Origin of the sequence: Pseudomonas turukhanskensis, from assembly GCF_027922365.1 — a bacterium.
In the GTDB taxonomy this organism is placed as follows: Bacteria; Pseudomonadota; Gammaproteobacteria; order Pseudomonadales; family Pseudomonadaceae; genus Aquipseudomonas; species Aquipseudomonas turukhanskensis.
This window is the reverse complement of record NZ_BSFN01000014.1, coordinates 65,290-85,884: the sequence shown is the minus strand read 5'-3', so window position 1 is coordinate 85,884 and position 20,595 is coordinate 65,290. Positions and strand designations below refer to the sequence as shown.

Here is a 20,595-nt window from a genome sequence, read left to right as displayed (position 1 = left end):
CGCAGCCTTGACGGCAGCTTACTGAATGCCGATTCGCCTCGGCGGGCGGGGTTCTCGTTTTCCGGGCGAGCGCGTGCCGGCCGCTTCTGGCCAGCTTTTTTTGCACGACAGTTCGGGCGGTAGTGCTGGTTCTTAGCGCGTCGGTTTGTAGCCCTCGCAGCCACGGCTGGCCAGGCGCTTACGCTGGCGTGGGAAGCTGCGGCCAGGGCGCACGGCACTCAGACTGTTGGCCATCAACTTCATCACGTTAACCAGACCTTGCGCGCAGGGGCGCACCAGCAGGTCGATCAGGGTGTTTTTGAGACGTGATACCCCTTGGGTGAAGTTGACCTTCCAGCGCAGCTTGCGCTCTTTGTGGCGCTGCTCGATGACCGGCTGCAGCAGGTGGTGCATCAACAGCGTCAGGTTCTTCAGCAGTTGCCCGGCGTGAAAGTCCTGTTTCACGGCCACCACGCTGCGGCCGCTGAAGTTGTCCAGGCACAGGGTCTGCTTGAGGCGGCGGTAGTCCGTCTCGATGCCCCAGCGGCGGTGGTAGATATCCGCAAACACCGTCACCGGGAAGGCCTGTCGATCCAGCAGGGAGGTCACCAGCACTTCACTTTCGCCGCTCGCCAGCTCGACCCGAACCAACCGCAACTTGAGCTGGGCCGCGGGATCGACGCCGGCCTCTGTACAGAACAGGCGCGCCTCGGGGTGACTGGCAGCAAAGAACTGTGTGTCCTCGACCTGACCCGACTGGAGAAACTGTTTGACCTGCGCGTTGTAGCCACGAGGCAGGCGCATCAGGAAATGCCGCTGTTGCTGCTCAAACAGCGCGAACAGCCAGTGCCCGGGGTAGCCGCGGTCAAACAGCGTCAGGCTGTTGGCGGGCAGATGCGCGAGGTGCAGGTGGGCGCAATCACGCTCATCGACCTCGGCGGGCACGATCAAGCTGTGCAGGGTTTGACCGTCCATTACGTCATGGAGCGCGGACAGTCGGGCCGTAGGCTGCTCGCCGTGCAGGCCGAAGAAGCGGCCCATGGCCGGTTCCAGCGGCAAATGGACGCTGGAGCCATCCACGGCGAGTACGCGTAGCCCGCGCCATGTCTGACGCAGGCCGAGGCTGTCGATCTGTTGCTGAAGAGCTTGGTTGAGGCTCTCGAAGACCTCGGGCTTGAGCTTGTTGCGAGCCTTGCTGAAAGCCTGCGCGGTGACCACCTGGGTCTCGACCGAGGCCTGATTGAGTACGCGATAGAACTGATCGAGCTCGGTTTGCAGGGCGGTGCGCGGCTGATTCAGCAAGAACAGGACGAGGTTCTTGAAGGTCAGTTGGCGGCGGCGGGTAAAATCTTGCGGCTGCTGGCGGTGGGCAGCGATAAAGGCGGGACAATCAAGCGAACTGGTTAAAATTTGTACAATTTTCAAGCCAGGGTTTGGCTGGTGCTGTCAAACGGTGTGGATTGAGAGGCCAAGAGCGTTTCTCCTATGCGCTGATTTGAGCGCTAATTATATGATATTTATAGGGAAATTTCTTAAGTTGATGACATTGGTGCAGTACCAGCGGCTGACGGGTAATAGCTCCCCGAACTCATCCGATTCCATAGCTTGTACAAATTGGGACCAAGATTTCCCTCGAAGGACTGGATGCTCTCCTTGTCCACGCCGGGCGCACCATTATTGGCAGCCACGCGCTTCCAAGCCTCCCAGAGAATTCGCTTGGGTATTTCGAAGGGTTTTGCCATCTGGCGAAGATCATCCTGCTGCACAGTTGTCCTCATCATCCGGCCGAATAAGGCCATGCCTTTGCTCCAGAACCATTACAGTCCCTTCATCACTACTACGCATGACTCCGCCTCTGTATTGCGCATCGGTACTCAAATTCTCCGCAGGGTCTCTGGTTGAATCGCTCCCTTGGCATCGCAATGACAGATTCCCATGTTCCGTACCTGTGCCTGAATGATCGTCACGCCACCTCTATGCCGGATACCGCCAGACCAGAACCCAGGCGCCCGTCTGACTTGTCCCAGAGCGTTGTCGAGTCTCTGGTTTCGATATCGTCTGCAATTATCGACACTTCTTCGATGGTTCACTTACGTTCGTCTCAATCACTCATAGTCAAATGCGCACTCGCAGCTTTAACCTCGCCCTGCTCCAGCAGATCGAGCCGATCAGACCAGTCCTGCATCATTTTCCGGCGAAGCTCAACGTACTGAGCATGGTTGTAGGTGGCGCTGACCTTATTGGGATCAGCGTGCGAGAGTTGCGCATCCACCCAAATCTTGGGATAACCGATCTCGTTGAGCGCGGTGGAGAGCGTGCCACGGATGCCATGGCCGGTGAGCAGGTCCTTGTAGCCCATGCGCTTGAGCGCTCCATTCAGCGTGTTCTCGCTGATGCGCTTCTTGAGATCACCACGGTGAGCCAACAGATAACGTTGTGCAGGTTTGACCTGCTCCAGTAGGTAGCGAACGATCTCGATGGCCTGGACCGATAACGGCACGACGTAGGGCGGAATATCCTGCGGCCGCTGCCCACGCTTGCGCATGCCGTCCTGCAGTTGCTTGACCACCTCGGGAGGAATGATCCACAGGCCGCGCTCAAGATCGAACTGATCAGGGGTCGCCAAGCGCAGTTCGCCGGTACGCACACCTGTCAGCAACAACAGACGAATACCGAGTTGCGTGGTGATCTTGCCCCTATAGCCACGCAGCTTGTGCAGCAGTTCGGAGAGCTCGTGCATGCGCAGGTAGGGGTTGTGGGCGACGGGTGGTTTAGGCGCAGCAACCACGTCCAGATTGGATGCAGGGTTACTCTCCAGCCCTTCGACTTTCACCATGGCAAAGCGGAACAACTGCCCGAACCAGGTGCGCACCTTCTCCGCAGTCGTGAACGCTCTACGTTTCTCGACCCTGGCGAGTACATCCAACAGGTCAGGACGGCGGACTTCATAGATGGACATGGTGCCCAAAACAGGCAACACATCCTTGTCGAAGATGCGCTGGATCTGCGAGAGCGTGCTCTGCCTGCCTTCCTTGAGTTCCAGCTTGCGGTGTTCAAGCCACTGCAGATATACCGCCTTAAAACTGTTCTCCGTCGCCAAACGGACAGTCCGGAGCTTCTGCTTACGGTCGATCTTGGGGTTGATGCCCTTCGCCAACAGGGCGCGGGCCTCATCGCGCAACGCTCGCGCCTCCCGGAGACTGACCTCCGGATAGGTGCCCAGGGACATTCGCTTCTGTTTGGCAGACCAGTAGTATCTGAAGTGCCAGGACTTGCCGCCCGTGGCGGATACCGCCAGAGAAAGGCCATCGAAGTCAGGAAGGGTATAGTCTTTGCCAGTCGCCCGGGCCTGCCGGACAGCGACGTCTGTGAGTGCCATGGTATAGCTCCTGAACACAAGTCAGGGCTAGATGCTTGTCTCGCCGACCTCACTCCTCCAGCAACAATCCGGAAACCGCGCACCCCGTAAAGATGGACTTAAAAATGGACTTAAAAGCCCTGGCTGGGGGTGGTTCTCAGTAGATTTCGCTGGAACGAAAAAAGGGCCTTGCGGCCCTTCTTTCAATGACTTACAGACTTCAATGGACGTCTGTAGATCATAATTTGGAGCGGGAAACGAGACTCGAACTCGCGACCCCGACCTTGGCAAGGTCGTGCTCTACCAACTGAGCTATTCCCGCATCTACAGCGTCTTACCTGGAAAATGGCGTCCCCTAGGGGACTCGAACCCCTGTTACCGCCGTGAAAGGGCGGTGTCCTAGGCCACTAGACGAAGGGGACACAGGTTGTGCATGACGCACATTTTCCACTCTCCCCAGCGCTTGCTTGTTGCCTTACGCTGCGAAGTGGCGCGAATTCTAGGGAGCCTTTTGAAGGTCGTCAACACTTCAGTGAAAATTATTTTAAATCAATGACTTCTGCTTAGAACGTAGGGGGTATCTATCCGCAATAGCACATAGGCACTACACTCGGGCAAAACCCAGTAGTTGAGAGGTTGTATCCGGTGTCCCCACTCGTAATCACTCTACTGATAGTAGCCGGCATCGTGATCCTGTTTCTGATCGGCTATATCAACCATATGGTAGAGAACAACAAGCTGGAGAAGGCCCGCCAGAAGGCCGACCTTGCGGACCGCCTGCGCCGCTGCGCAGACGTATCGGATTCACTGCCGGGGCAGTTCATGACGCCTGGCCTCAAGCTGCTCCTCACCCGCTTTATGCTGCAGTTCGCCGAGCGCCTGCTGGCCGTCGACAAGAGCCAAGCCAAAGTGAAAGACCAGGTTGAGGAGTTACGCGGCCTGGTCGCCCAAGGTGATGCCATTGTCGTGCGCAATCAGCCTCAGCTGATTCACAACGAGGCCAAGGCCAAAGAAGTACGCGTGACCCTGGAAATCCTCCACGGCCAGATCACCCGCGCTGCTCAGGACAACCTGTTGCCCAGTGGCGAGGCAAAGCGCTGGCTGGAAGAAGTGCGGCACATTCTGGTGCAGGTGCATATCGAGCTGTTTAGCAATGCCGGCCAGAACGCCATGCAGCAGGGGCAACCGGGCCATGCGCGCCTGGCCTTCGAACGCGGCGTGCAGTACATCCGCAAGCAGCCCGACGCCAAACGCTATCAAACGCCGCTTAGCGTGCTGGAAAAGCAGCTGGCACGGGCCAACTCCATGGTGCTGGAGAACACCAAGCCCGTGGTGGACGAAGCCAACGAGCTTACCGACGGCCTGAAATCTCTGGACGGCGATGAAGACTGGAAGAAAAAGAATATGTACGACTGAGGTCTGGGTCGCTCACAAAAAAGCCCGGTTAAGGACCGGGCTTTTTTGTGTCTATTCAAGATCAACATCTCGAGGCAGAAGCCTCTCCTGCAGTGGGTCGCGTTACCTTGCAGGAGAGGCGTTAGCCTCGATGCTTTTGCTGACTTAGCATTCGGTCAACCGCAAAAAAATCGCCGCCAGGTTTTCGATCCCGCGCTGGTCGACTTCGGTGAATCGCGAAAGCTTCGGGCTATCCAGATCCAATACCCCAATCAAGCGCCCTTCTTTCACCAACGGCACCACCAACTCGCTGTTGGAGGCGCTGTCGCAGGCGATATGGCCGGGAAACGCATGCACGTCTTCTACCCGTTGCGTCTGCAGGCTGCTGGCCGCCGCGCCGCATACGCCCTTGCCAAAGGGAATGCGCACACACGCCACCTGCCCCTGGAATGGCCCCAGCACCAGTTGCTCGTGCTTGTTCAGGTAAAAGCCGGCCCAGTTCAGGTCCTCCAGCTGGGTATACAGAAACGCCGAAAACTGCGCCGCATTGGCGACAAAATCGCGCTCATCGGCCAATAGCGCTTCCAGCTGTGCGGCCAGCAGGCCATAGCCTTCCAACCCATTTCCGGTCTGTTGCAAGTCGATCACGACTGTTTCTCCAATAACTGCATGCCCACCCAATTGCGGGCGAACTGATAGGCACAGCGGCCGTTACGGTTGCCACGGCTGGTGGCATAACGCGCAGCAAGCACGCCCAATTCTTCGTTCCACTGCCAGTCCAGGTTGGCTTGGGTCGCCAGTACACCGATCCAGTGACGCACCACATCGTGGAAGTGTTCCTGGGTAAAGGGGTAGAACGACAGCCACAGACCAAAGCGGTCTGACAGGGCGATCTTGTCTTCCACCGCCTCACTAGGGTGCAGCTCGCCGTTGACCATTTTGCTGTCGAGGTTATCGCTTTCCTTTTCCGGCACCAGGTGGCGGCGGTTGGAGGTGGCGTACAGCAGGACGTTGTCTGGCGCCCGCTCGAGCGAGCCGTCGAGCACGCTCTTGAGCACCCGGTAATCGCCCTCACCCGCCTCGAACGACAGGTCGTCGCAGAACAGCACAAAGCGCTGCGGCAGCTTGGCGATCAATTCGACGATACGCGGCAGGTCGGCCAGGTAGTCGCGCTCGATCTCGATCAAGCGCAGGCCCGAGCCGGCCAGCTCGGCCAACAGCGCCCGCACCAACGACGATTTACCCGTACCACGCGCGCCCCACAACAGCGCGTGGTTGGCCGGCAGCCCGGCGACGAATTGACGGGTGTTGCGCGCCAGGTGATCGCGCTGGGTGTCCACGCCGATCAGATCGGTCAGGCGCATGTCCAGGCTCACCTCCAACGGCTGCAGGTAGCCGCCACGGCCCTCGCGGTGCCAACGGGCAGCCACGGTATCGTTCCAATCCAGCTCAACACGCAGGGTCGGCAGCAAGGGATCAAGGCGCGCCAACACAGAATCGGCACGCTCCAGAAAGGCATTCAAACGGGAGTCCACGACTTACTCCTTGGTGGGGAAATACTCGATGCGGTCAGGGTCAGCGGCGAATCTATTCAGCTATGCTTGCCCTGTGCTCAGAGACGAGGCCGGCGCACTACCTTATGGATATAACGTTCACCCATCGCCTGTCATTCAAACAGGCCAGTCTGACGGTTCTCGTGGCGTTGATCCTCGGCACCTTGCTCAGCCTGCTGCAGGTGAGCAGCGATTATGCCAGTGAAGACGCCTCGATCAACCGCGAGATTCGTGCATTGCTGGAGATCAGCCATAACCCGGCGACCCGCATTGCCTACAACATCGACACCGAACTGGCTCAGGAACTGGTCGCCGGCCTATTGCGCTCGCCTGCGGTAAACAGCGCGCAGATCGTCGACGACACCGGCACGAGCCTTGCCAGCGCCAAACGCCCGCGTATTAGCAGCCCCTACCGCTGGTTCAGCGACCGCCTGTTTGGCCAGAGCCGGCAATTCGAAGACCCGCTGTTCGTCAGCCATTCGCCACAAGAAACCATCGGCCTGCTGCGCCTGGAAGTGGACACCTTCGCCTTCGGCAACAACTTTCTGCGTCGCTCCCTGGTCACGCTGCTCAGCGGTTTTGCCTACAGCCTGCTGCTGTCGCTGATTTTGCTGGTGGTGTTCTATTTCATGCTGACCAAGCCACTCACCGATGTGATTCAGGCCATTAGCGCTCGCGATCTGCGCCGCCCTACCCGGCAAAAGCTGCCCTGCCCGGCCGGACACGAGAACGACGAAATCGGCATTCTGGTGGACGTCACCAACCAGCAGCTTTCCAGTCTCTCGGAAGAAGTCGAGCATCGGCGCAAGGCCGAAGACCAGCTCACGCAGTACCTGGGTGAGCTGGAAAACATCATCTCCGCGCGCACCAATGAACTTAAGGCCAGCAACACTCGGCTCACGCTCTCCAATCAGGAGCTGGAAACCGCTCGCGCCCAGGCCAACCAGATGGCCCTTGCCCGCGCCACCTTTCTGGCCAACATGAGTCACGAAATACGCACACCGCTCAATGGCCTGCTGGGCATGCTCGGCCTGACGCTGGACAGCAACCTGAGCGCCGAACAGCGCCAGCAACTGAGCATTGCCCACAACTCCGGCAAGGTGCTGGTGGAGTTGCTAAACGATATTCTCGACCTCTCCAAGTTCGAAGCCGGTCAGCTGGAGCTGGAGTCGATCCCGTTCGACTTCGCCACGCTGGTGGAAGACACCGCTAACCTGCTCTCGCAAAACGCTGCCAGCAATGTCGAACTGACCTGCCTGATCGACCCGCGCCTGCCCGCGCTACTACTGGGCGACCCTACCCGGGTACGGCAAGTGGTCAGCAACCTGCTGTCCAACGCCCTCAAATTTACCCACAGCGGGCGGGTGGATATCCGCATCACCTATACCGCCCCCGGCGTGCGCATCACTGTTACCGACAGCGGTATCGGCATTGCCGAAGATGCCCAGGCGCGCATCTTCCAACCGTTTGCCCAGGCCGGTGCGACCATCACCCGCCAATACGGCGGCACCGGGTTGGGGCTGGCACTGACCCGTCAGCTGTGCGAAGCGATGCACGGCACGCTGACGCTGAAGTCCAAACTCGGCGCTGGCAGTGAATTCTACGTTGAACTGCCGCTGCCCAGCGCCGCCCCGCCGCTGCTGTTGCCGGCCCTGCAAGGCCGGGTGGTGGCGCTGTGCAACGAGCGAAGTGGACTTGCCGACTTGCTGCAAAACCTGTTGCCAGGCTGGGGCCTGGCGTACCAGCGCCTGGACAATTGCAGCCCGCAACCCCTGCTCACCGCCGACCTGGTAATAACCGACCGCGCCGACGACCTGCCACGCCTGCGCGAGCACTTCAAACACACCGTACTGTTTATAAGCGCCTATGGCAGCTTCCTGCCCAGCGAACAAGCCAGCGCCCTGGCGCCTATCTTTCAGCTACCGCGCCCGTTGGCCCGCGCAGCCCTGCATAAAGCCTTGCAACGCTCACTCGAACCCGGCGGCGAAACCGTGGCCGCGCCCGCACCGCAGGGCGTGCCCGTGGCGCTGGAGCAAAAACGAGTGCTGCTGGTAGAAGACAATCCGGTAAACCAGCTGGTGGCCAAGGGCATGCTGAGCAAAGCCGGCTGCGAGGTGTTGTTGGCACTCAACGGCGCGGAAGCCCTGGAGGTGCTGGAACGCGAACAGATCGACCTGGTGCTTATGGACTGCAATATGCCGGTGATGGATGGTTACGAAGCCACCCGACGTATTCGCCAGCAAGCGCGCTGGGCCGACTTGCCGATCATTGCCCTGACCGCCAATGCCCTGCCCGACGAGCGCGAACGCTGCACAGCAGCGGGCATGAACGACTACCTGGCCAAGCCGTTCCGTCGCGACGAACTGCTGGCCCTGCTACACCAATGGCTGCCGGCTACGGCGCTGTTATAAAGCGGTCCAGCAGGCCGCCCAGTTGCTCACGCAAGCCATCGAGTTCATCCAGGTTAAAGCCGCTTTCGCACAGCAACTGCTGCTTGAGCGGCAACACCTGCGCCTTCAAGGCCAGCCCTTCAGCCGTCAGTGCCAAGTGCACTTCGCGTTCATCGCGCGAACTGCGCTGGCGCGCCACCAGGCCCAATTGCTCCAGGCGCTTAAGCAGCGGCGTCAAAGTGCCGGAATCGAGCAGCAAACGCTCGCCCAGAGCCTTGACCGTTGGCTGCTCGGGCGCCACCTGCTGCCATTCCCACAACACCAGCATCGCCAGGTACTGCGGGTAGGTCAGGCCGAGTTGATCGAGCATCGGCTTGTAGCCACGGATCACCGCGCGCGAGGCGGCATACAGCTTGAAACACAGCTGCTGGTCGAGCTGTAGCGCGGTGGCAGCGTCCAATTGCGGCGCTGCCGGCGGGGCTTCATGTTGAGTCATTACAAAAAGCTCACTTGAGCAGCGCTTCAATCTCGCTGGTCAATTCTTCAGGTTTGGTCAACGGCGCAAAACGCTTAACCACTTTGCCATCGGCGCCAATCAGGAATTTGGTGAAGTTCCATTTTACGCCCTGGCTACCCAGCAGACCCGGCGCGCGCTTTTTCAACTGCACAAACAGCGGGTGAGCATCGGCGCCGTTTACGTCGATCTTCTTGAACAGCGGAAAGCTCACGCCGTAGTTCAGCTCGCAGAATTCCGAGATCGCTCCTTCGTTACCTGGCTCTTGCTTACCGAACTGGTTGCACGGGAAACCGAGAATCACCAGCCCCTGATCTTTGTAGGTTTGCCACAGCTCCTCAAGGCCCTTGTATTGGGGAGTGAAGCCACATTTGCTGGCGGTGTTGACCACCAGCACGGCTTTGCCGCCGAAATCGGCCAGGGTTTTCTGCTCACCTTTGATAGTGGTGGCTGGAATGCTGAAAAGAGTGTCGGTCATGGGTGCAGGCTCCGCGAATAGGGGTTAGCAGCCAACAAGATAGCGATCAATTCAATTGTGTGCAATTTAATAATTGGACGCCGCCTTGGCTGAAGGCCCGATGAAGTCCAGCGCAAGCGCCAGCACCACCGCGCCTCCACCGATTGCAAACAGCAGCGTGTAGTTACCGCCGCTTACCGCGTACAGATAGGAATACGCATAACCAGCCAACGCCTGGAACAATGCAAACGCAGTAGTGGCGCGGCTCCACGCATGGTTTTGCGCACTCAGGTCGCCCGGTAACAGATGCTGGATACGGCCAAGGTTGACTGGCACGATGCCGGGCGGGAACGAGCCGATCACCAGCACCGCCACCACCAGGACCGGCACGCTGTGGTTTAGCGCCAACAATGCAATGGCCACCGCCTGCACACCCAGCACTACACGGCCGGTGCTGCCAAAGCCAATGCGATCGGCCAGCGCGCCGTACACCATCGGCCCCAGAATCGCACCGATGCCGTACACCACCCACACCATGGCGCCCCAATGCGCCCCCCAATGCAGGCCGCGGGCCACGTAGTCCACCAGAAACACCATCATCGGCACCAAGGCCACCGCCATCAAGGCGTATTGGGCGTAGAGCAACTTCATTGCCGCCGGCGTTTTCGCTTGCGTGCCATGCGCCACCACCGGCGCCCCCTCCGGCACCCGCGGCCACCCGGCCCAGCTCACTGCCGTCAGCACGCCGGACAGCACCCCGAGACCGATCCAGGTTTGCTGCAAGCCCAGGTTAAGCAACAGCGGCACCAAGGTGCCGGAGGCGGCTATCCCCATGCCCAGGCCGAGAAAAATCGCGCCACTGGCCAGCCCTTTGCGCGCCCCCGGAATAAACGGCAGCACGCTGGTGGCCGCCAACACCATGATCGCCCCGCCCGCCAGGCCAGACACAAAACGCCAGGCGAAGAACCACAGCTCCGACACGGGAAAGGCACAGGCCAGAAATGCCAGCGAGGCCAGGGCCATCATCAACCGCAAAGTCCAGGGCCCACCCAGGCGCCGCGCCAGTGGCCGACCGCTCAGGGCGCCAGCCAGGTAGCCCACCAGGTTGGCGGCACCGAGGTACATCACGTCGTTAGCCGAAAACCAATGGGCTTCGATCAAGGACGGGATCAACGGGGTGTAAGCAAAGCGCGCCAGCCCAATGCCCACCAGGCTGGCGCAAAGACCGGCGACAATGGCGTGCATCACACTGGGCTGCGGCGCATCGGGAACGCCATGGGTCACGCATCGTTGAGTGGGCATACTGGGCTCGCTTGGCAATAGGCTGATCGGCTGTCCGCGCCATCTTTGACATACCTGTCATGCTTGCTAGTGTTGTAACCAAACGAACCTCTGTCAAGGCATTATTGACAGCACTGACAAACAAGAGTGAAACTCGCCCCATGGTCGGAATACGTCAATTCAATGAAGAACACACCCTGGAGCGCGCGCTGGAAGTTTTCTGGCGTAACGGCTACGGCGCAACCTCCATGCCGGAGTTGGCCGAAGCCACTGGCGTGCAGCGCGGTTCGCTGTACAACGCGTATGGGGATAAACAGGGCCTTTTTCTGGCGGTGTTTGCCCGCTACCAGAAAGGCTTTCTGGCTGCGGCTAGCGAAACCCTGGCACCTGCTGACACTCGTAGTGCGCTCAAGGCGTTTTTCACCTTTGCCATTGCCTCAATGAAATCTGGGGAGGCGGCGCGCGGCTGTCTGTCAACGAAAACCACGGTGGACGAAAACGCCAGCGCGGAGCCAATACGCGAGGTATTGCGCGGCATGGTAGACGGTCTGGAAAGCCTGCTCGCCGAGCGTTTGCGCCGGGCCAGCGAGCCGTTGGCGCTACCCGTTGCCGACGCCGCCCGTCTGCTGGTCACCCTTACGCGCGGCATTGTGGTGATTGAGCGGCTGTACCCTGAAACCGATCGCTTGCAAGCCACCGCTGACGCGCTGATAGAGCTGATTGTGCCGCCCTGCCCGGCCAACTGATCGCCGCGCCAGGCATTTCAGCAGGCCAATGCCTGAGCTTTGTTCAGGTTGTAATGGGCGATCAGACGCATCACATAACCGATCTTCAGCGCGGTTGGGCCAAGAATCACACCAGCGTGCGCCGCTACCAACGTTGGCAGGCTCAAACGGCCTTCGTAGCCGTAGGCGACGAACACGCCCACCACCAACAATGCCAGACCGCCGAGCAACAGTTGGTTGGAGATATGCAGTACGTTTCTGGGGCAGCTCAGGTAAGTAAACATGGTCGATCCTCCAATTAAGTGCGGGAAGTTCTTCGTTCCGTACTCAAGGGATATCAGGATACATGCCAACTTTAAAATCATTAAAAATCAATCATTTGCATGGATACGCAGTCAATAAGACATACGCTAACAAAAGGTCACAATGACACACAGCTGTCTTAATGACTCCACAGCGTGTGTTGCTGACGCGCCGCTATACTAGCGTTACCGCGCCATCCGGAAGCCATCATGCTGCTGAGAAAAACCTGCTTAGTACTCTGGCTGGTTGTAACCGGTGCGCTTGCCCAGCAGCCCCACGTTGTCATCTACATCCCCGATGCCATGCCCCTGGCTTCCACCGACCCCAATGGCCACGGCCTGGTCGGTGATGCCGCATTGGAGGCAATCAAGCGCGCCGGCTACCAAGCTGTCATCAAGTCAGAGCCGTGGCTACGTGCACAAAAGAACGCGCGTGAGGGCCGTAACATCCTGTTGATTCCGCTCTCTCGCACACCCGCTCGGGAAGAGCAATACACGTGGATTGCCACGATTTTGCCCCTGCCGCGGGCCTTCTTCACGTTTACCGAACCGGTACAGACCTTTGAGCAGGCACGCCTGCGCTACCAGCGCATTGGCGTGGGAATTGGAACGGCGCAGGAAGAAATCTTGCGCAGCCAAGGCTTCCGTGCCGACCAGATCTACTCACTGCAACTGGGTGAAAAACCAATAAGGTTGCTGGAACTGAACCGCATCGATGCCTGGTTCACCACCGTGCCCGAGGGCCAATACGACTGGGCCCGCAGCAACAGCAAAGCACTGCTCAGAGGCCCGGAAATGGCCACCACCGAGATGTATCTGGCCTGCTCCAAAGCCTGCGACGAAAAACTGGTCACGGCATTGCGCCGCAGCGTGGCAGCGCTACGTGCCGATGGCAGCATCGCCCGCATCCGCGCGCGCTACCTCGGCTTGCCTACCCAATAGCCCTCAAATACCGTGGCGGCCTGGATCTTCCGGCGGCGGCGCCTCTTCCTCGATGTCTTCCAGCTTCAGCTCCATACCCCAGTCGCCGGCATCCGCCACTTTGGCTGCAGGCGCCACGGGCGCGGCAACCGGCGCGGCGGCGGTTGGCGTTTCGCGGTAGAGCTTGAGCTTGAGGCGCACGTTGTTGGCCGAGTCGGCGTTTTTCACTGCCTCCTCTTCATCAATCGCGCCCTCATTGACCAACTCGATCAGCGCCTGATCGAAGGTCTGCATGCCGAGGTTGCGCGACTTCTCCATGATTTCCTTGATCTCGCTAAGCTCGCTGCGCTTGATCAGGTCTCGCACGGTCGGCGTACCCAACAGCACCTCCACCGCGGCGCGGCGCTTGCCGTCGACGGTTTTTACCAAACGCTGTGAAACAAAAGCCTTGAGGTTATTGCCCAGGTCATTAAGCAACTGCGGGCGGCGCTCTTCGGGGAAGAAATTGATGATGCGGTCCAGCGCCTGGTTGGCGTTGTTGGCATGCAGGGTGGAAATCGCCAGGTGACCGGTGTCGGCAAAGGCCAGGGCGTGCTCCATGGTTTCGCGGTCACGAATTTCGCCAATCAGAATCACGTCTGGCGCCTGGCGCAGGGTGTTTTTCAGCGCCGCGTGAAAGCTGCGGGTATCCACGCCGACTTCGCGCTGATTGATGATCGATTTTTTGTGCCGGTGCACGTACTCCACCGGGTCTTCGATGGTGATGATATGACCGCCGCTGTTGCGATTGCGGTAATCGATCAACGCCGCCAGCGAGGTGGATTTACCTGAACCCGTACCACCGACAAACAACACCAGGCCTCGTTTCTCCATCACCGTTTTCAACAGGATTTCCGGTAGCTTGAGGTCTTCAAACTTAGGGATATCCATCTTGATATTGCGTGCCACAATCGAGACTTCGTTGCGCTGTTTGAAGATATTGATGCGAAAGCGACCGATGCCCGCCAGAGAGATCGCCAGATTCATCTCCAGCTCTTTTTCGAACTCGACCCTCTGGGCCGAATCCATGATGGAATCGGCCACCGCCGCAATTTCCCCCGACCTCAAGGGCTCGGCGCTCAACGGTTTGAGCACGCCGTTGAACTTGGCGCAGGGCGGTGCCCCGGTAGACAAGTAGAGATCTGAACCATCCTGGGTCGCCAGAATTTTCAGCATCGGATTCAAGTCCATGGGGCACATCTCCTTCAATCGGTGGAGTTAATACGGTAGGCCAAAGTGAACGATATATTTGGCAGGTATTTGGCGTCATTTATACGACGCGCCGAATACTGGCACACTATGGCGCCCAAGCGTTTAGCCAGACCGATGCAAGTGCTAAATAGTTAACTGATTTTTGTAGGCGTGGCGTCGGCCCCGCACCTTTTCAGGAGCCCACATGGCAAAAGCAATGGCTCGCCATATTCTGGTAAAAACCGAGACTGAAGCTGCCGCATTGAAAAAACGTATCGCCGGCGGTGAGGCGTTCGATGTGTTAGCGAAAAAGTACTCCGCCTGCCCGTCCGGCAAAAAAGGCGGTGATCTGGGTGAGGTGCGACCAGGACAAATGGTGAAATCCATTGACTCGGTGATTTTCAAGAAAGAGTTGCGCACGGTGCATGGCCCGGTGAAAAGCCAGTTCGGCTACCACTTGGTGCAAGTGTTTTACCGCGATTAGGCGGCGCGATTTCCAGGCACAAAAAAGCCCGCCGCGGTCTATCCGGGCGGGCTTTCCATTTCCCTTAGGCCTTAGTGGCTTTTCAGCATATCCGCAGGCATGTGCTTGCCGATTTCAAACTTGCCGATGGCGGCGCGGTGCACTTCGTCCGGGCCGTCGGCCAGACGCAGGGTACGTTGCATGGCGTACATATAGGCCAGCGGGGTGTCGTTCGACACACCGGCACCACCGTGCATTTGAATGGCACGGTCGATCACGCGCAGCGCCACGTTTGGCGCCACAACCTTGATCTGAGCGATTTCGCTCTTGGCCACCTTATTGCCGACGGTATCCATCATGTAGGCCGCTTTCAGAGTCAACAGGCGGGCCATGTCGATCTCCATCCGCGAGTCGGCAATGATGTCGACGTTGCCGCCCAGACGCGCCAGCGGCTTGCCGAAAGCAGTGCGGCTAACAGCGCGTTTGCACATCAGTTCCAGCGCGCGCTCGGCCATGCCGATGGAGCGCATGCAGTGGTGAATACGACCTGGGCCAAGGCGACCTTGGGCAATTTCGAAACCACGGCCCTCGCCCAGCAGCACGTGATCGTAAGGAACACGGACGTTTTCAAAGAGCACTTCGGCGTGGCCATGCGGCGCATCGTCGTAACCGAATACCGGCAATGGGCGCAGAATTTTCACCCCGGGGGTGTCAACCGGCACCAGAATCATCGAGTGCTGCTGGTGACGCGGGCCATCAGGATTGCTCAGGCCCATGAACACCATGATTTTGCAACGCGGGTCGCAAGCGCCAGAGGTCCACCATTTGCGGCCGTTGATAACCCATTCATCACCCACGCGCTCGGCACGGGCTTCCATATTGGTGGCATCGGAGGACGCTACACCCGGTTCGGTCATGGCGAAGGCCGAACGGATCTCGCCAGCCAGCAGCGGCTCGAGCCAGCGTTTTTTCTGTTCTTCGTTGGCGTAGCGCACCAGCACTTCCATGTTGCCGGTATCCGGTGCCGAGCAGTTGAACGGCTCGGATCCCAGCAACGAGCGACCCATGATTTCGGCCAGCGGCGCGTATTCCATGTTGGTCAGGCCGGCACCCAGTTTCGATTCCGGCAGAAACAGGTTCCACAGCCCTTCGGCTTTGGCCTTGGCTTTCAGCTCTTCCATGATCGCGGTGGGCTGCCAGCGATCACCTTCGTTCACTTGAGCTTCGAACACCGCTTCGGCGGGATAGACATAAGCGTCCATGAATGCGGTAACGCGTTCGCGCAGTTCTTGAACCTTGGGGGAGTAAGCGAAATCCATCGGAGACACCTTCTGACGGGCTGTTGGTGAGAGTGGAAATGAGCCTAGAACAGCCACGAAAATTTATCTAACCTATTCTCGGCGTGTATAAACATTCATCACCGATATATGATTGGCTGATACTGAGCACAATCCCAATAAGATCAGGAGCGCGTTGGCAATGAATTTGAGCAAGGTCGATCTCAACCTCTTTATCGTCTTCGACGCCATCTATACCGAAGCCAACCTGACCCGCGCCGGGCAGATTGTCGGTATCACCCAACCCGCCGTCTCCAACGCCCTGGCACGCCTGCGCGAAACCTTTAACGACCCGCTTTTTGTACGCACCGCGCAAGGCATGGTGCCAACGCCAATGGCGCAGAACATCATCGGCCCGGTCCGCAATGCGCTGTCGCTGTTGCGTGTATCGGTGCAGGAAAGTCGCACGTTCAACCCGCTGCAGGCGAACAAGACCTACCGCATCAGCATGACCGACCTCACCGAAGAGATCATTCTGCCGCCGCTGTTTCAACGCCTGCGTCGTCAGGCGCCGTCAGTACAGATCGAGAGCTTTCTGTCCAAACGCCGCGAAACCACCAAGGAGCTGGCAGCCGGGCGCCTGGACTTTGCCGTCGACGCGCCGCTGAACACCGACCCACAGGTGCGCCACGTCAAACTGCTTTCCGACCGCTATGTATGCGCCATCCGTAAAGGCCACCCGCTGGCGAAAGAAAAGCTAACCCTGGATGAGTACATGTCGCTCACCCACATCCATATTTCCAGCCGTCGCAGCGGCCTGGGCTATGTCGACCTGACGCTGGGCAAGATGGGCATTCAGCGCAAGATCGCCCTGCGCTCGCAGCACTACCTTATGGCCTCGATGGTCATGCTGAAAACCGATATGGCCATGACCGTGCCTGAACGCTTTGCCCGCAGCCATGACCTGCATTACGTCGGCGTGCCGGTTGAAGTACCGGCAGTGGAAACTCACCTTTACTGGCACGAGAGCACTGATCAGGACCCGGCCAATCGCTGGATGCGTGAGCAGATGATCGAACTGGCTCAGCAGGTAAGCGCGCAGGAAGCCTGATGTGACACTCCGGTTGCGGCATCTCCACAAACGGACTAAAGTCTTCATTATGTCTACTTGTGGAGAGTCACCATGTCGCTCGCCAGCCCCTCCAACAGCGCCCCCCTGGATCTCGATTCAGCTCATGCGGGCCACGTGGCGCTGAAGTTTTTCTTCAATCTGATGGAAAAATGGAACTGCTCGGTGGAGGAACAGACCGTGCTGCTTGGCTCCATCGGCCGCAGCACCCTGTACAAATACCGTCAGTTGCCGGAAATCCGACTGCCACGCGATACATTGGAGCGGGTGTCGTACTTGATGGGCATCCACAAATCGCTGCGTATTCTGTTTGGCGACAAACCCTCGACGTACGAATGGATTCGCAAGGCAAACAGCGAAGCGCCCTTCAACGGCCTCAGCGCCTTACAGTTGATGCTGGCAGGCAGCGTGATGGATATTGCCGTGGTACGTCGTTACCTGGATGGAGTACGTGGTTGAAAGAACCCACTCAAGTTCTGCCCCCATGGATGAGGGCCTATCGCATCGTTTCCAGCGCCTTTCCGCCGATTTCGGTTTTTGAAGATGTGCTGGACCCTGCCGATCTGGAAACAGCCTTCCTCATTGAAAGCCTGACCAACGACCGCCTGCGCGAAGAAGCGGGGCTGCTCAACCATGTAGCACCCGAAGACAGGGTGTGCGGGCCCGGCGCCTCGCCCCTGATGGCGGCATTTACCCACGTTGGCGCCAGGAGCCGCTTCACCGACGGTCAATACGGCGTGTACTACTGCGGCAATAGCCTGCAAACCGCCATTGCCGAAACCCGCTACCACCGCGAACGTTTTATGCGCGCCACTCAGGAGCCAAGCATGGAACTGACGCTACGTACCTACGTGTGCAAGGTGGTGCAGCCGCTGGACGATATCCGTCAGGGCTTCGACGAACTCTACGACCCCGATCCGGAGGCCTATGCCCTGCCCCAACGTTTTGCCGCCGAACGCCGCAAGCTGCGCTCCTGGGGTTTGTTGTACCGCAGCGTGCGGCACGCCGACGGCGAGTGCGCCGCGCTGTTCCGACCACCCGCGGCCAGCCTGCCGGTACAGGGTGAGCACCTGCGCTATGTGTGGGACGGTCAGTTGCAACAAATCACCCAGGTCTTCACTCTCAAGGCTATCGCCTGATTGCCTATCCCGGACGTTCCGATGCTGAAGAAAAGTGTTAACTCCCTGCTGACCACCTGGTTGGCGGGGCTGATCGTGCTGCTGCCGCTCACCCTGACGCTGGTACTGCTGACCTGGGTGGTCAGCTTGCTAAACCGCGTGATCGGGCCGTCTACCTACATCGGCGGCGTATTCGCCGCCATGGGCCAACCCTTTGCTACCAACACCTACCTGGCGTACGGTTTGGGTACGGTACTACTGGTGGTCGCGATCTACGTGCTCGGCCTGGCCGTTCAGCTCGGCCTGCGCAAGCCATTGGCCTGGCTGACGGATGTAACCCTGCGGCGCATTCCGCTCTTCGGCAAGCTATACAACCTGGCCGATCGCTTCGTTGCCTTGCTGGATAAAAAAGAAGGCGCCGATATCAATGCCATGAGCCCGGTGTGGTGTTTCTTTAGTGGCGACGGTGTGGCTGTTCTGGCGCTGATGCCAAACCCCGAACCCATCGACATCGACGGCCGCCATTACTACGCCGTGCTGGTGCCCACCGCCCCTATTCCCATTGGTGGCGGCCTGCTCTACGTACCGGTGGAATGGGTAAAACCGGCCAATATCGGCGTCGATGCCTTTACCAGCATCTACGTGTCCATGGGCATCAACCCGCCCCCGAACAGCCCACGCAAAACCGAATAACCGGCGCGCTAGCAAAAAAACCGTCTTGACGCTGTAGGGAAAGCTGCTTTACGTTAACGTAAAGGTAAGCATCCCCTAGAGCGTGTTCCCATGCCGACGACCTACAGCATTTCCGATCTGGCCCGCGAGCTGGATATCACCACCCGCGCCATTCGCTTCTATGAAGAACAAGGCATGCTCAACCCTGAGCGCCGTGGCCAGGAGCGCATTTATTCAGCGCGCGACAAGGTGTCGTTGAAACTGATTCTGCGCGGCAAGCGCATCGGTTTTTCCCTGGCCGAATGCCGCGAGTTGATCGAACTTTACGACCCCACCGGCAACCACAAACAACTCGAAACCTTTATGCGCAAAATCGCCGAGCGCCGCGAACAGCTGCGCCAGCAATTACTCGATATCGAACAGATGCAACTGGAACTCGACACCGCCGAAGAGCGCTGTCTGGCCGCCATGGCCCAGGTTCCCGCCTAACCCATTCCCGGCCAACGCCTAACAAAAATAATCAGCAGGTGCCCCATGAGCTATCCATCCCTGAACTTTGCCCTCGGCGAAACCATCGACATGCTGCGCGACCAGGTGCAAGCCTTCGTTGCCGCTGAACTCACGCCCCGCGCCGCGGCCATCGACAGCGAAAACCTGTTCCCCGCCGACATGTGGCGAAAGTTCGGCGACATGGGCTTGTTGGGCATCACCGTTAGCGAAGAATACGGCGGCGCCGGCCTCGGCTACCTGGCCCATGTGGTCGCCATTGAAGAAATAAGCCGGGGGTCGGCGTCTGTCGGCCTCTCCTACGGCGCCCACTCCAACCTGTGCGTCAACCAGATCAACCGCAACGGCACTGCCGCGCAAAAAGCCAAGTATCTGCCCAAGCTGATCAGCGGCGAGCACGTCGGTGCGCTGGCCATGAGCGAGCCCAATGCTGGCTCCGACGTGGTGTCGATGAAACTGCGCGCCGACAAGCGTGGCGACCACTACGTGCTCAACGGCAGCAAGACCTGGATCACCAACGGCCCGGACGCTAACACCTACGTGATCTACGCCAAGACCGACCTGGAAAAAGGTCCGCACGGCATCACGGCGTTTATCGTCGAGCGCGACTGGAAGGGTTTCTCGCGCAGTAACAAATTCGACAAGCTCGGCATGCGCGGCTCCAACACCTGCGAGCTGTTTTTCGATGACGTAGAAGTGCCGGAGGAAAACATCCTCGGCGTGCTCAACGGCGGCGTGAAGGTATTGATGAGCGGGCTGGACTACGAGCGCGTGGTGCTGTCCGGTGGCCCCATCGGCATCATGCAGGCCTGCATGGACGTAGTAGTGCCCTATATCCACGACCGCAAACAGTTCGGTCAGGCCATCGGCGAATTCCAGCTGATCCAAGGCAAAGTCGCCGACATGTACACCCAGCTCAACGCCAGCCGCGCCTATCTCTATGCGGTAGCCAACGCGTGCGACCGCGGTGAAACCACCCGCAAAGATGCCGCCGGGGTGATCCTTTACAGCGCCGAGCGCGCTACGCAGATGGCCCTGGATGCCATTCAGATTCTCGGCGGCAACGGCTATATCAACGAATTCCCCACCGGCCGCCTGTTGCGTGACGCCAAGCTCTACGAGATCGGTGCCGGCACCAGCGAAATCCGCCGCATGTTGATTGGCCGCGAGCTGTTCAACGAAACCCGTTAAACCCTGATCGGTCCCCTCTCCCTCTGGGAGAGGGCTAGGGTGAGGGTCGCTGCGCGCACGATCTGCGAGTGGCTGGCCCTCACCCCCGGCCCCTCTCCCACACGCGGGAGAGGGGAGAAAAATCGCATTCCCA

Annotated in this window: 20 protein-coding genes, 2 tRNA genes and 2 pseudogenes; 11 read left to right on the top strand and 13 right to left on the bottom strand. The window is 59.2% G+C overall.

All coding sequences use genetic code 11. From position 1 onward, the window contains the following. Positions 1-132: 132 nt before the first annotated feature. The 5 genes and pseudogenes from PKE98_RS19715 to PKE98_RS19695 form a co-directional block, all read right to left on the bottom strand. Complete coding sequence (locus PKE98_RS19715) at positions 133-1,404, bottom strand: IS4 family transposase (RefSeq protein WP_271197026.1); 1,272 nt, start codon at positions 1,402-1,404, stop codon at positions 133-135. A 143-nt stretch (positions 1,405-1,547) separates the two neighbouring features. Further along, positions 1,548-1,721, bottom strand: a pseudogene (locus PKE98_RS19710) (group II intron reverse transcriptase/maturase); the annotation flags it as partial. A gap of 368 nt (positions 1,722-2,089) precedes the next feature. Further along, positions 2,090-3,358, bottom strand: a pseudogene (locus PKE98_RS19705) (tyrosine-type recombinase/integrase); the annotation flags it as partial. A gap of 225 nt (positions 3,359-3,583) precedes the next feature. Further along, positions 3,584-3,659 (bottom strand) — tRNA-Gly (locus tag PKE98_RS19700). A gap of 24 nt (positions 3,660-3,683) precedes the next feature. Then, positions 3,684-3,759, bottom strand: a tRNA-Glu gene (locus PKE98_RS19695). Positions 3,760-3,982: 223 nt separating this feature from the next. Here PKE98_RS19695 and PKE98_RS19690 point away from each other — a divergent pair. Further along, a complete protein-coding gene (locus tag PKE98_RS19690) occupies positions 3,983-4,753 on the top strand; it encodes a hypothetical protein (RefSeq protein ID WP_271197024.1) in 771 nt (256 codons plus the stop codon). A 144-nt stretch (positions 4,754-4,897) separates the two neighbouring features. Here PKE98_RS19690 and msrC read toward each other — a convergent pair whose 3' ends face one another. After that, positions 4,898-5,380 (bottom strand): free L-methionine (R)-S-oxide reductase MsrC, encoded by a 483-nt coding sequence (msrC, locus tag PKE98_RS19685; RefSeq protein ID WP_271197023.1) that lies wholly within the window; start codon positions 5,378-5,380, stop codon positions 4,898-4,900. After that, positions 5,377-6,267 carry an ATP-binding protein gene (locus tag PKE98_RS19680; RefSeq protein WP_271197022.1) on the bottom strand — a complete coding sequence of 297 codons (891 nt, stop codon included), beginning with the start codon at positions 6,265-6,267 and terminating at the stop codon, positions 5,377-5,379. The genes msrC and PKE98_RS19680 overlap by 4 nt, the downstream gene beginning before the upstream one ends. A 104-nt stretch (positions 6,268-6,371) precedes the next feature. On the opposite strand from PKE98_RS19680, the gene PKE98_RS19675 reads away from it, so the two are divergent. Continuing rightward, positions 6,372-8,696: a hybrid sensor histidine kinase/response regulator gene (locus PKE98_RS19675; protein ID WP_271197021.1), complete on the top strand. Its 2,325-nt coding sequence runs from the start codon at positions 6,372-6,374 to the stop codon at positions 8,694-8,696. Here PKE98_RS19675 and PKE98_RS19670 read toward each other — a convergent pair. The 3 genes from PKE98_RS19670 to PKE98_RS19660 all read right to left on the bottom strand — a co-directional run bounded on the left by PKE98_RS19670 (position 8,680) and on the right by PKE98_RS19660 (position 10,948). Continuing rightward, on the bottom strand, positions 8,680-9,171 hold the full coding sequence (locus PKE98_RS19670; RefSeq protein WP_271197020.1) for a MarR family winged helix-turn-helix transcriptional regulator: 492 nt from the start codon (positions 9,169-9,171) through the stop codon (positions 8,680-8,682). The two genes, PKE98_RS19675 and PKE98_RS19670, sit on opposite strands and share 17 nt — an antisense overlap. Positions 9,172-9,181: 10 nt before the next feature. Beyond that, complete coding sequence (locus tag PKE98_RS19665; protein ID WP_271197019.1) at positions 9,182-9,667, bottom strand: glutathione peroxidase; 486 nt, start codon at positions 9,665-9,667, stop codon at positions 9,182-9,184. A gap of 66 nt (positions 9,668-9,733) precedes the next feature. Next, positions 9,734-10,948, bottom strand: a complete 1,215-nt coding sequence (locus PKE98_RS19660) for a YbfB/YjiJ family MFS transporter (protein WP_373877886.1) — start codon at positions 10,946-10,948, stop codon at positions 9,734-9,736. A gap of 140 nt (positions 10,949-11,088) precedes the next feature. Here PKE98_RS19660 and PKE98_RS19655 point away from each other — a divergent pair, with 140 nt between their 5' ends. Further along, complete coding sequence (locus tag PKE98_RS19655; RefSeq protein WP_271197018.1) at positions 11,089-11,673, top strand: TetR/AcrR family transcriptional regulator; 585 nt, start codon at positions 11,089-11,091, stop codon at positions 11,671-11,673. A 17-nt stretch (positions 11,674-11,690) separates the two neighbouring features. Here the strand turns inward: PKE98_RS19655 and PKE98_RS19650 are convergent, their stop codons facing one another. After that, on the bottom strand, positions 11,691-11,936 hold the full coding sequence (locus tag PKE98_RS19650; RefSeq protein WP_271197017.1) for a transmembrane sensor/regulator PpyR: 246 nt from the start codon (positions 11,934-11,936) through the stop codon (positions 11,691-11,693). Between the two features lie 228 nt (positions 11,937-12,164). Between PKE98_RS19650 and PKE98_RS19645 the strand changes: the two genes are divergently transcribed. Beyond that, entirely contained in the window at positions 12,165-12,896 is a 732-nt protein-coding gene (locus PKE98_RS19645; RefSeq protein ID WP_271197016.1) for a substrate-binding periplasmic protein, read from the top strand. Positions 12,897-12,899: 3 nt separating this feature from the next. On the opposite strand, the gene PKE98_RS19640 is transcribed toward PKE98_RS19645, so the two are convergent. After that, a complete protein-coding gene (locus PKE98_RS19640; protein WP_271197015.1) occupies positions 12,900-14,105 on the bottom strand; it encodes a PilT/PilU family type 4a pilus ATPase in 1,206 nt (401 codons plus the stop codon). A 205-nt stretch (positions 14,106-14,310) separates the two neighbouring features. Between PKE98_RS19640 and PKE98_RS19635 the strand changes: the two genes are divergently transcribed. After that, positions 14,311-14,589, top strand: a complete 279-nt coding sequence (locus PKE98_RS19635) for a peptidylprolyl isomerase (protein WP_271197014.1) — start codon at positions 14,311-14,313, stop codon at positions 14,587-14,589. A 71-nt stretch (positions 14,590-14,660) separates the two neighbouring features. Here the strand turns inward: PKE98_RS19635 and PKE98_RS19630 are convergent, their stop codons facing one another. Further along, positions 14,661-15,887: an acyl-CoA dehydrogenase gene (locus tag PKE98_RS19630; RefSeq protein WP_271197013.1), complete on the bottom strand. Its 1,227-nt coding sequence runs from the start codon at positions 15,885-15,887 to the stop codon at positions 14,661-14,663. A gap of 160 nt (positions 15,888-16,047) precedes the next feature. Between PKE98_RS19630 and PKE98_RS19625 the strand changes: the two genes are divergently transcribed. The 6 genes from PKE98_RS19625 to PKE98_RS19600 all read left to right on the top strand — a co-directional run bounded on the left by PKE98_RS19625 (position 16,048) and on the right by PKE98_RS19600 (position 20,462). After that, positions 16,048-16,956, top strand: a complete 909-nt coding sequence (locus tag PKE98_RS19625) for a LysR family transcriptional regulator (RefSeq protein ID WP_271197012.1) — start codon at positions 16,048-16,050, stop codon at positions 16,954-16,956. A 72-nt stretch (positions 16,957-17,028) separates the two neighbouring features. Beyond that, positions 17,029-17,433, top strand: coding sequence for an MbcA/ParS/Xre antitoxin family protein (locus tag PKE98_RS19620; RefSeq protein ID WP_271197011.1), 405 nt, complete (start codon positions 17,029-17,031; stop codon positions 17,431-17,433). A gap of 29 nt (positions 17,434-17,462) precedes the next feature. After that, on the top strand, positions 17,463-18,113 hold the full coding sequence (locus PKE98_RS19615; RefSeq protein ID WP_271197049.1) for an RES family NAD+ phosphorylase: 651 nt from the start codon (positions 17,463-17,465) through the stop codon (positions 18,111-18,113). Between the two features lie 21 nt (positions 18,114-18,134). Continuing rightward, positions 18,135-18,785, top strand: coding sequence for a DUF502 domain-containing protein (locus tag PKE98_RS19610; protein ID WP_271197010.1), 651 nt, complete (start codon positions 18,135-18,137; stop codon positions 18,783-18,785). A gap of 90 nt (positions 18,786-18,875) precedes the next feature. Next, on the top strand, positions 18,876-19,253 hold the full coding sequence (locus PKE98_RS19605) for a MerR family transcriptional regulator (protein WP_271197009.1): 378 nt from the start codon (positions 18,876-18,878) through the stop codon (positions 19,251-19,253). A 45-nt stretch (positions 19,254-19,298) separates the two neighbouring features. Beyond that, positions 19,299-20,462: an isovaleryl-CoA dehydrogenase gene (locus PKE98_RS19600; protein WP_271197008.1), complete on the top strand. Its 1,164-nt coding sequence runs from the start codon at positions 19,299-19,301 to the stop codon at positions 20,460-20,462. The last annotated feature ends 133 nt before the right edge of the window (positions 20,463-20,595 follow it).

Bases quoted from the DNA above. Each gene is read 5' to 3' on its own strand.
- PKE98_RS19675 (WP_271197021.1), top strand. From the start codon at position 6,372: ATGGATATAACGTTCACCCATCGCCTGTCATTCAAACAGGCCAGTCTG.
- PKE98_RS19670 (WP_271197020.1), bottom strand. From the start codon at position 9,171: ATGACTCAACATGAAGCCCCGCCGGCAGCGCCGCAATTGGACGCTGCC.
- PKE98_RS19665 (WP_271197019.1), bottom strand. From the start codon at position 9,667: ATGACCGACACTCTTTTCAGCATTCCAGCCACCACTATCAAAGGTGAG.
- PKE98_RS19660 (WP_373877886.1), bottom strand. From the start codon at position 10,948: ATGCCCACTCAACGATGCGTGACCCATGGCGTTCCCGATGCGCCGCAG.
- PKE98_RS19655 (WP_271197018.1), top strand. From the start codon at position 11,089: ATGGTCGGAATACGTCAATTCAATGAAGAACACACCCTGGAGCGCGCG.
- PKE98_RS19650 (WP_271197017.1), bottom strand. From the start codon at position 11,936: ATGTTTACTTACCTGAGCTGCCCCAGAAACGTACTGCATATCTCCAAC.
- PKE98_RS19645 (WP_271197016.1), top strand. From the start codon at position 12,165: ATGCTGCTGAGAAAAACCTGCTTAGTACTCTGGCTGGTTGTAACCGGT.
- PKE98_RS19640 (WP_271197015.1), bottom strand. From the start codon at position 14,105: ATGGACTTGAATCCGATGCTGAAAATTCTGGCGACCCAGGATGGTTCA.
- PKE98_RS19635 (WP_271197014.1), top strand. From the start codon at position 14,311: ATGGCAAAAGCAATGGCTCGCCATATTCTGGTAAAAACCGAGACTGAA.
- PKE98_RS19630 (WP_271197013.1), bottom strand. From the start codon at position 15,887: ATGGATTTCGCTTACTCCCCCAAGGTTCAAGAACTGCGCGAACGCGTT.
- PKE98_RS19625 (WP_271197012.1), top strand. From the start codon at position 16,048: ATGAATTTGAGCAAGGTCGATCTCAACCTCTTTATCGTCTTCGACGCC.
- PKE98_RS19620 (WP_271197011.1), top strand. From the start codon at position 17,029: ATGTCGCTCGCCAGCCCCTCCAACAGCGCCCCCCTGGATCTCGATTCA.
- PKE98_RS19615 (WP_271197049.1), top strand. From the start codon at position 17,463: ATGAGGGCCTATCGCATCGTTTCCAGCGCCTTTCCGCCGATTTCGGTT.
- PKE98_RS19610 (WP_271197010.1), top strand. From the start codon at position 18,135: ATGCTGAAGAAAAGTGTTAACTCCCTGCTGACCACCTGGTTGGCGGGG.
- PKE98_RS19605 (WP_271197009.1), top strand. From the start codon at position 18,876: ATGCCGACGACCTACAGCATTTCCGATCTGGCCCGCGAGCTGGATATC.
- PKE98_RS19600 (WP_271197008.1), top strand. From the start codon at position 19,299: ATGAGCTATCCATCCCTGAACTTTGCCCTCGGCGAAACCATCGACATG.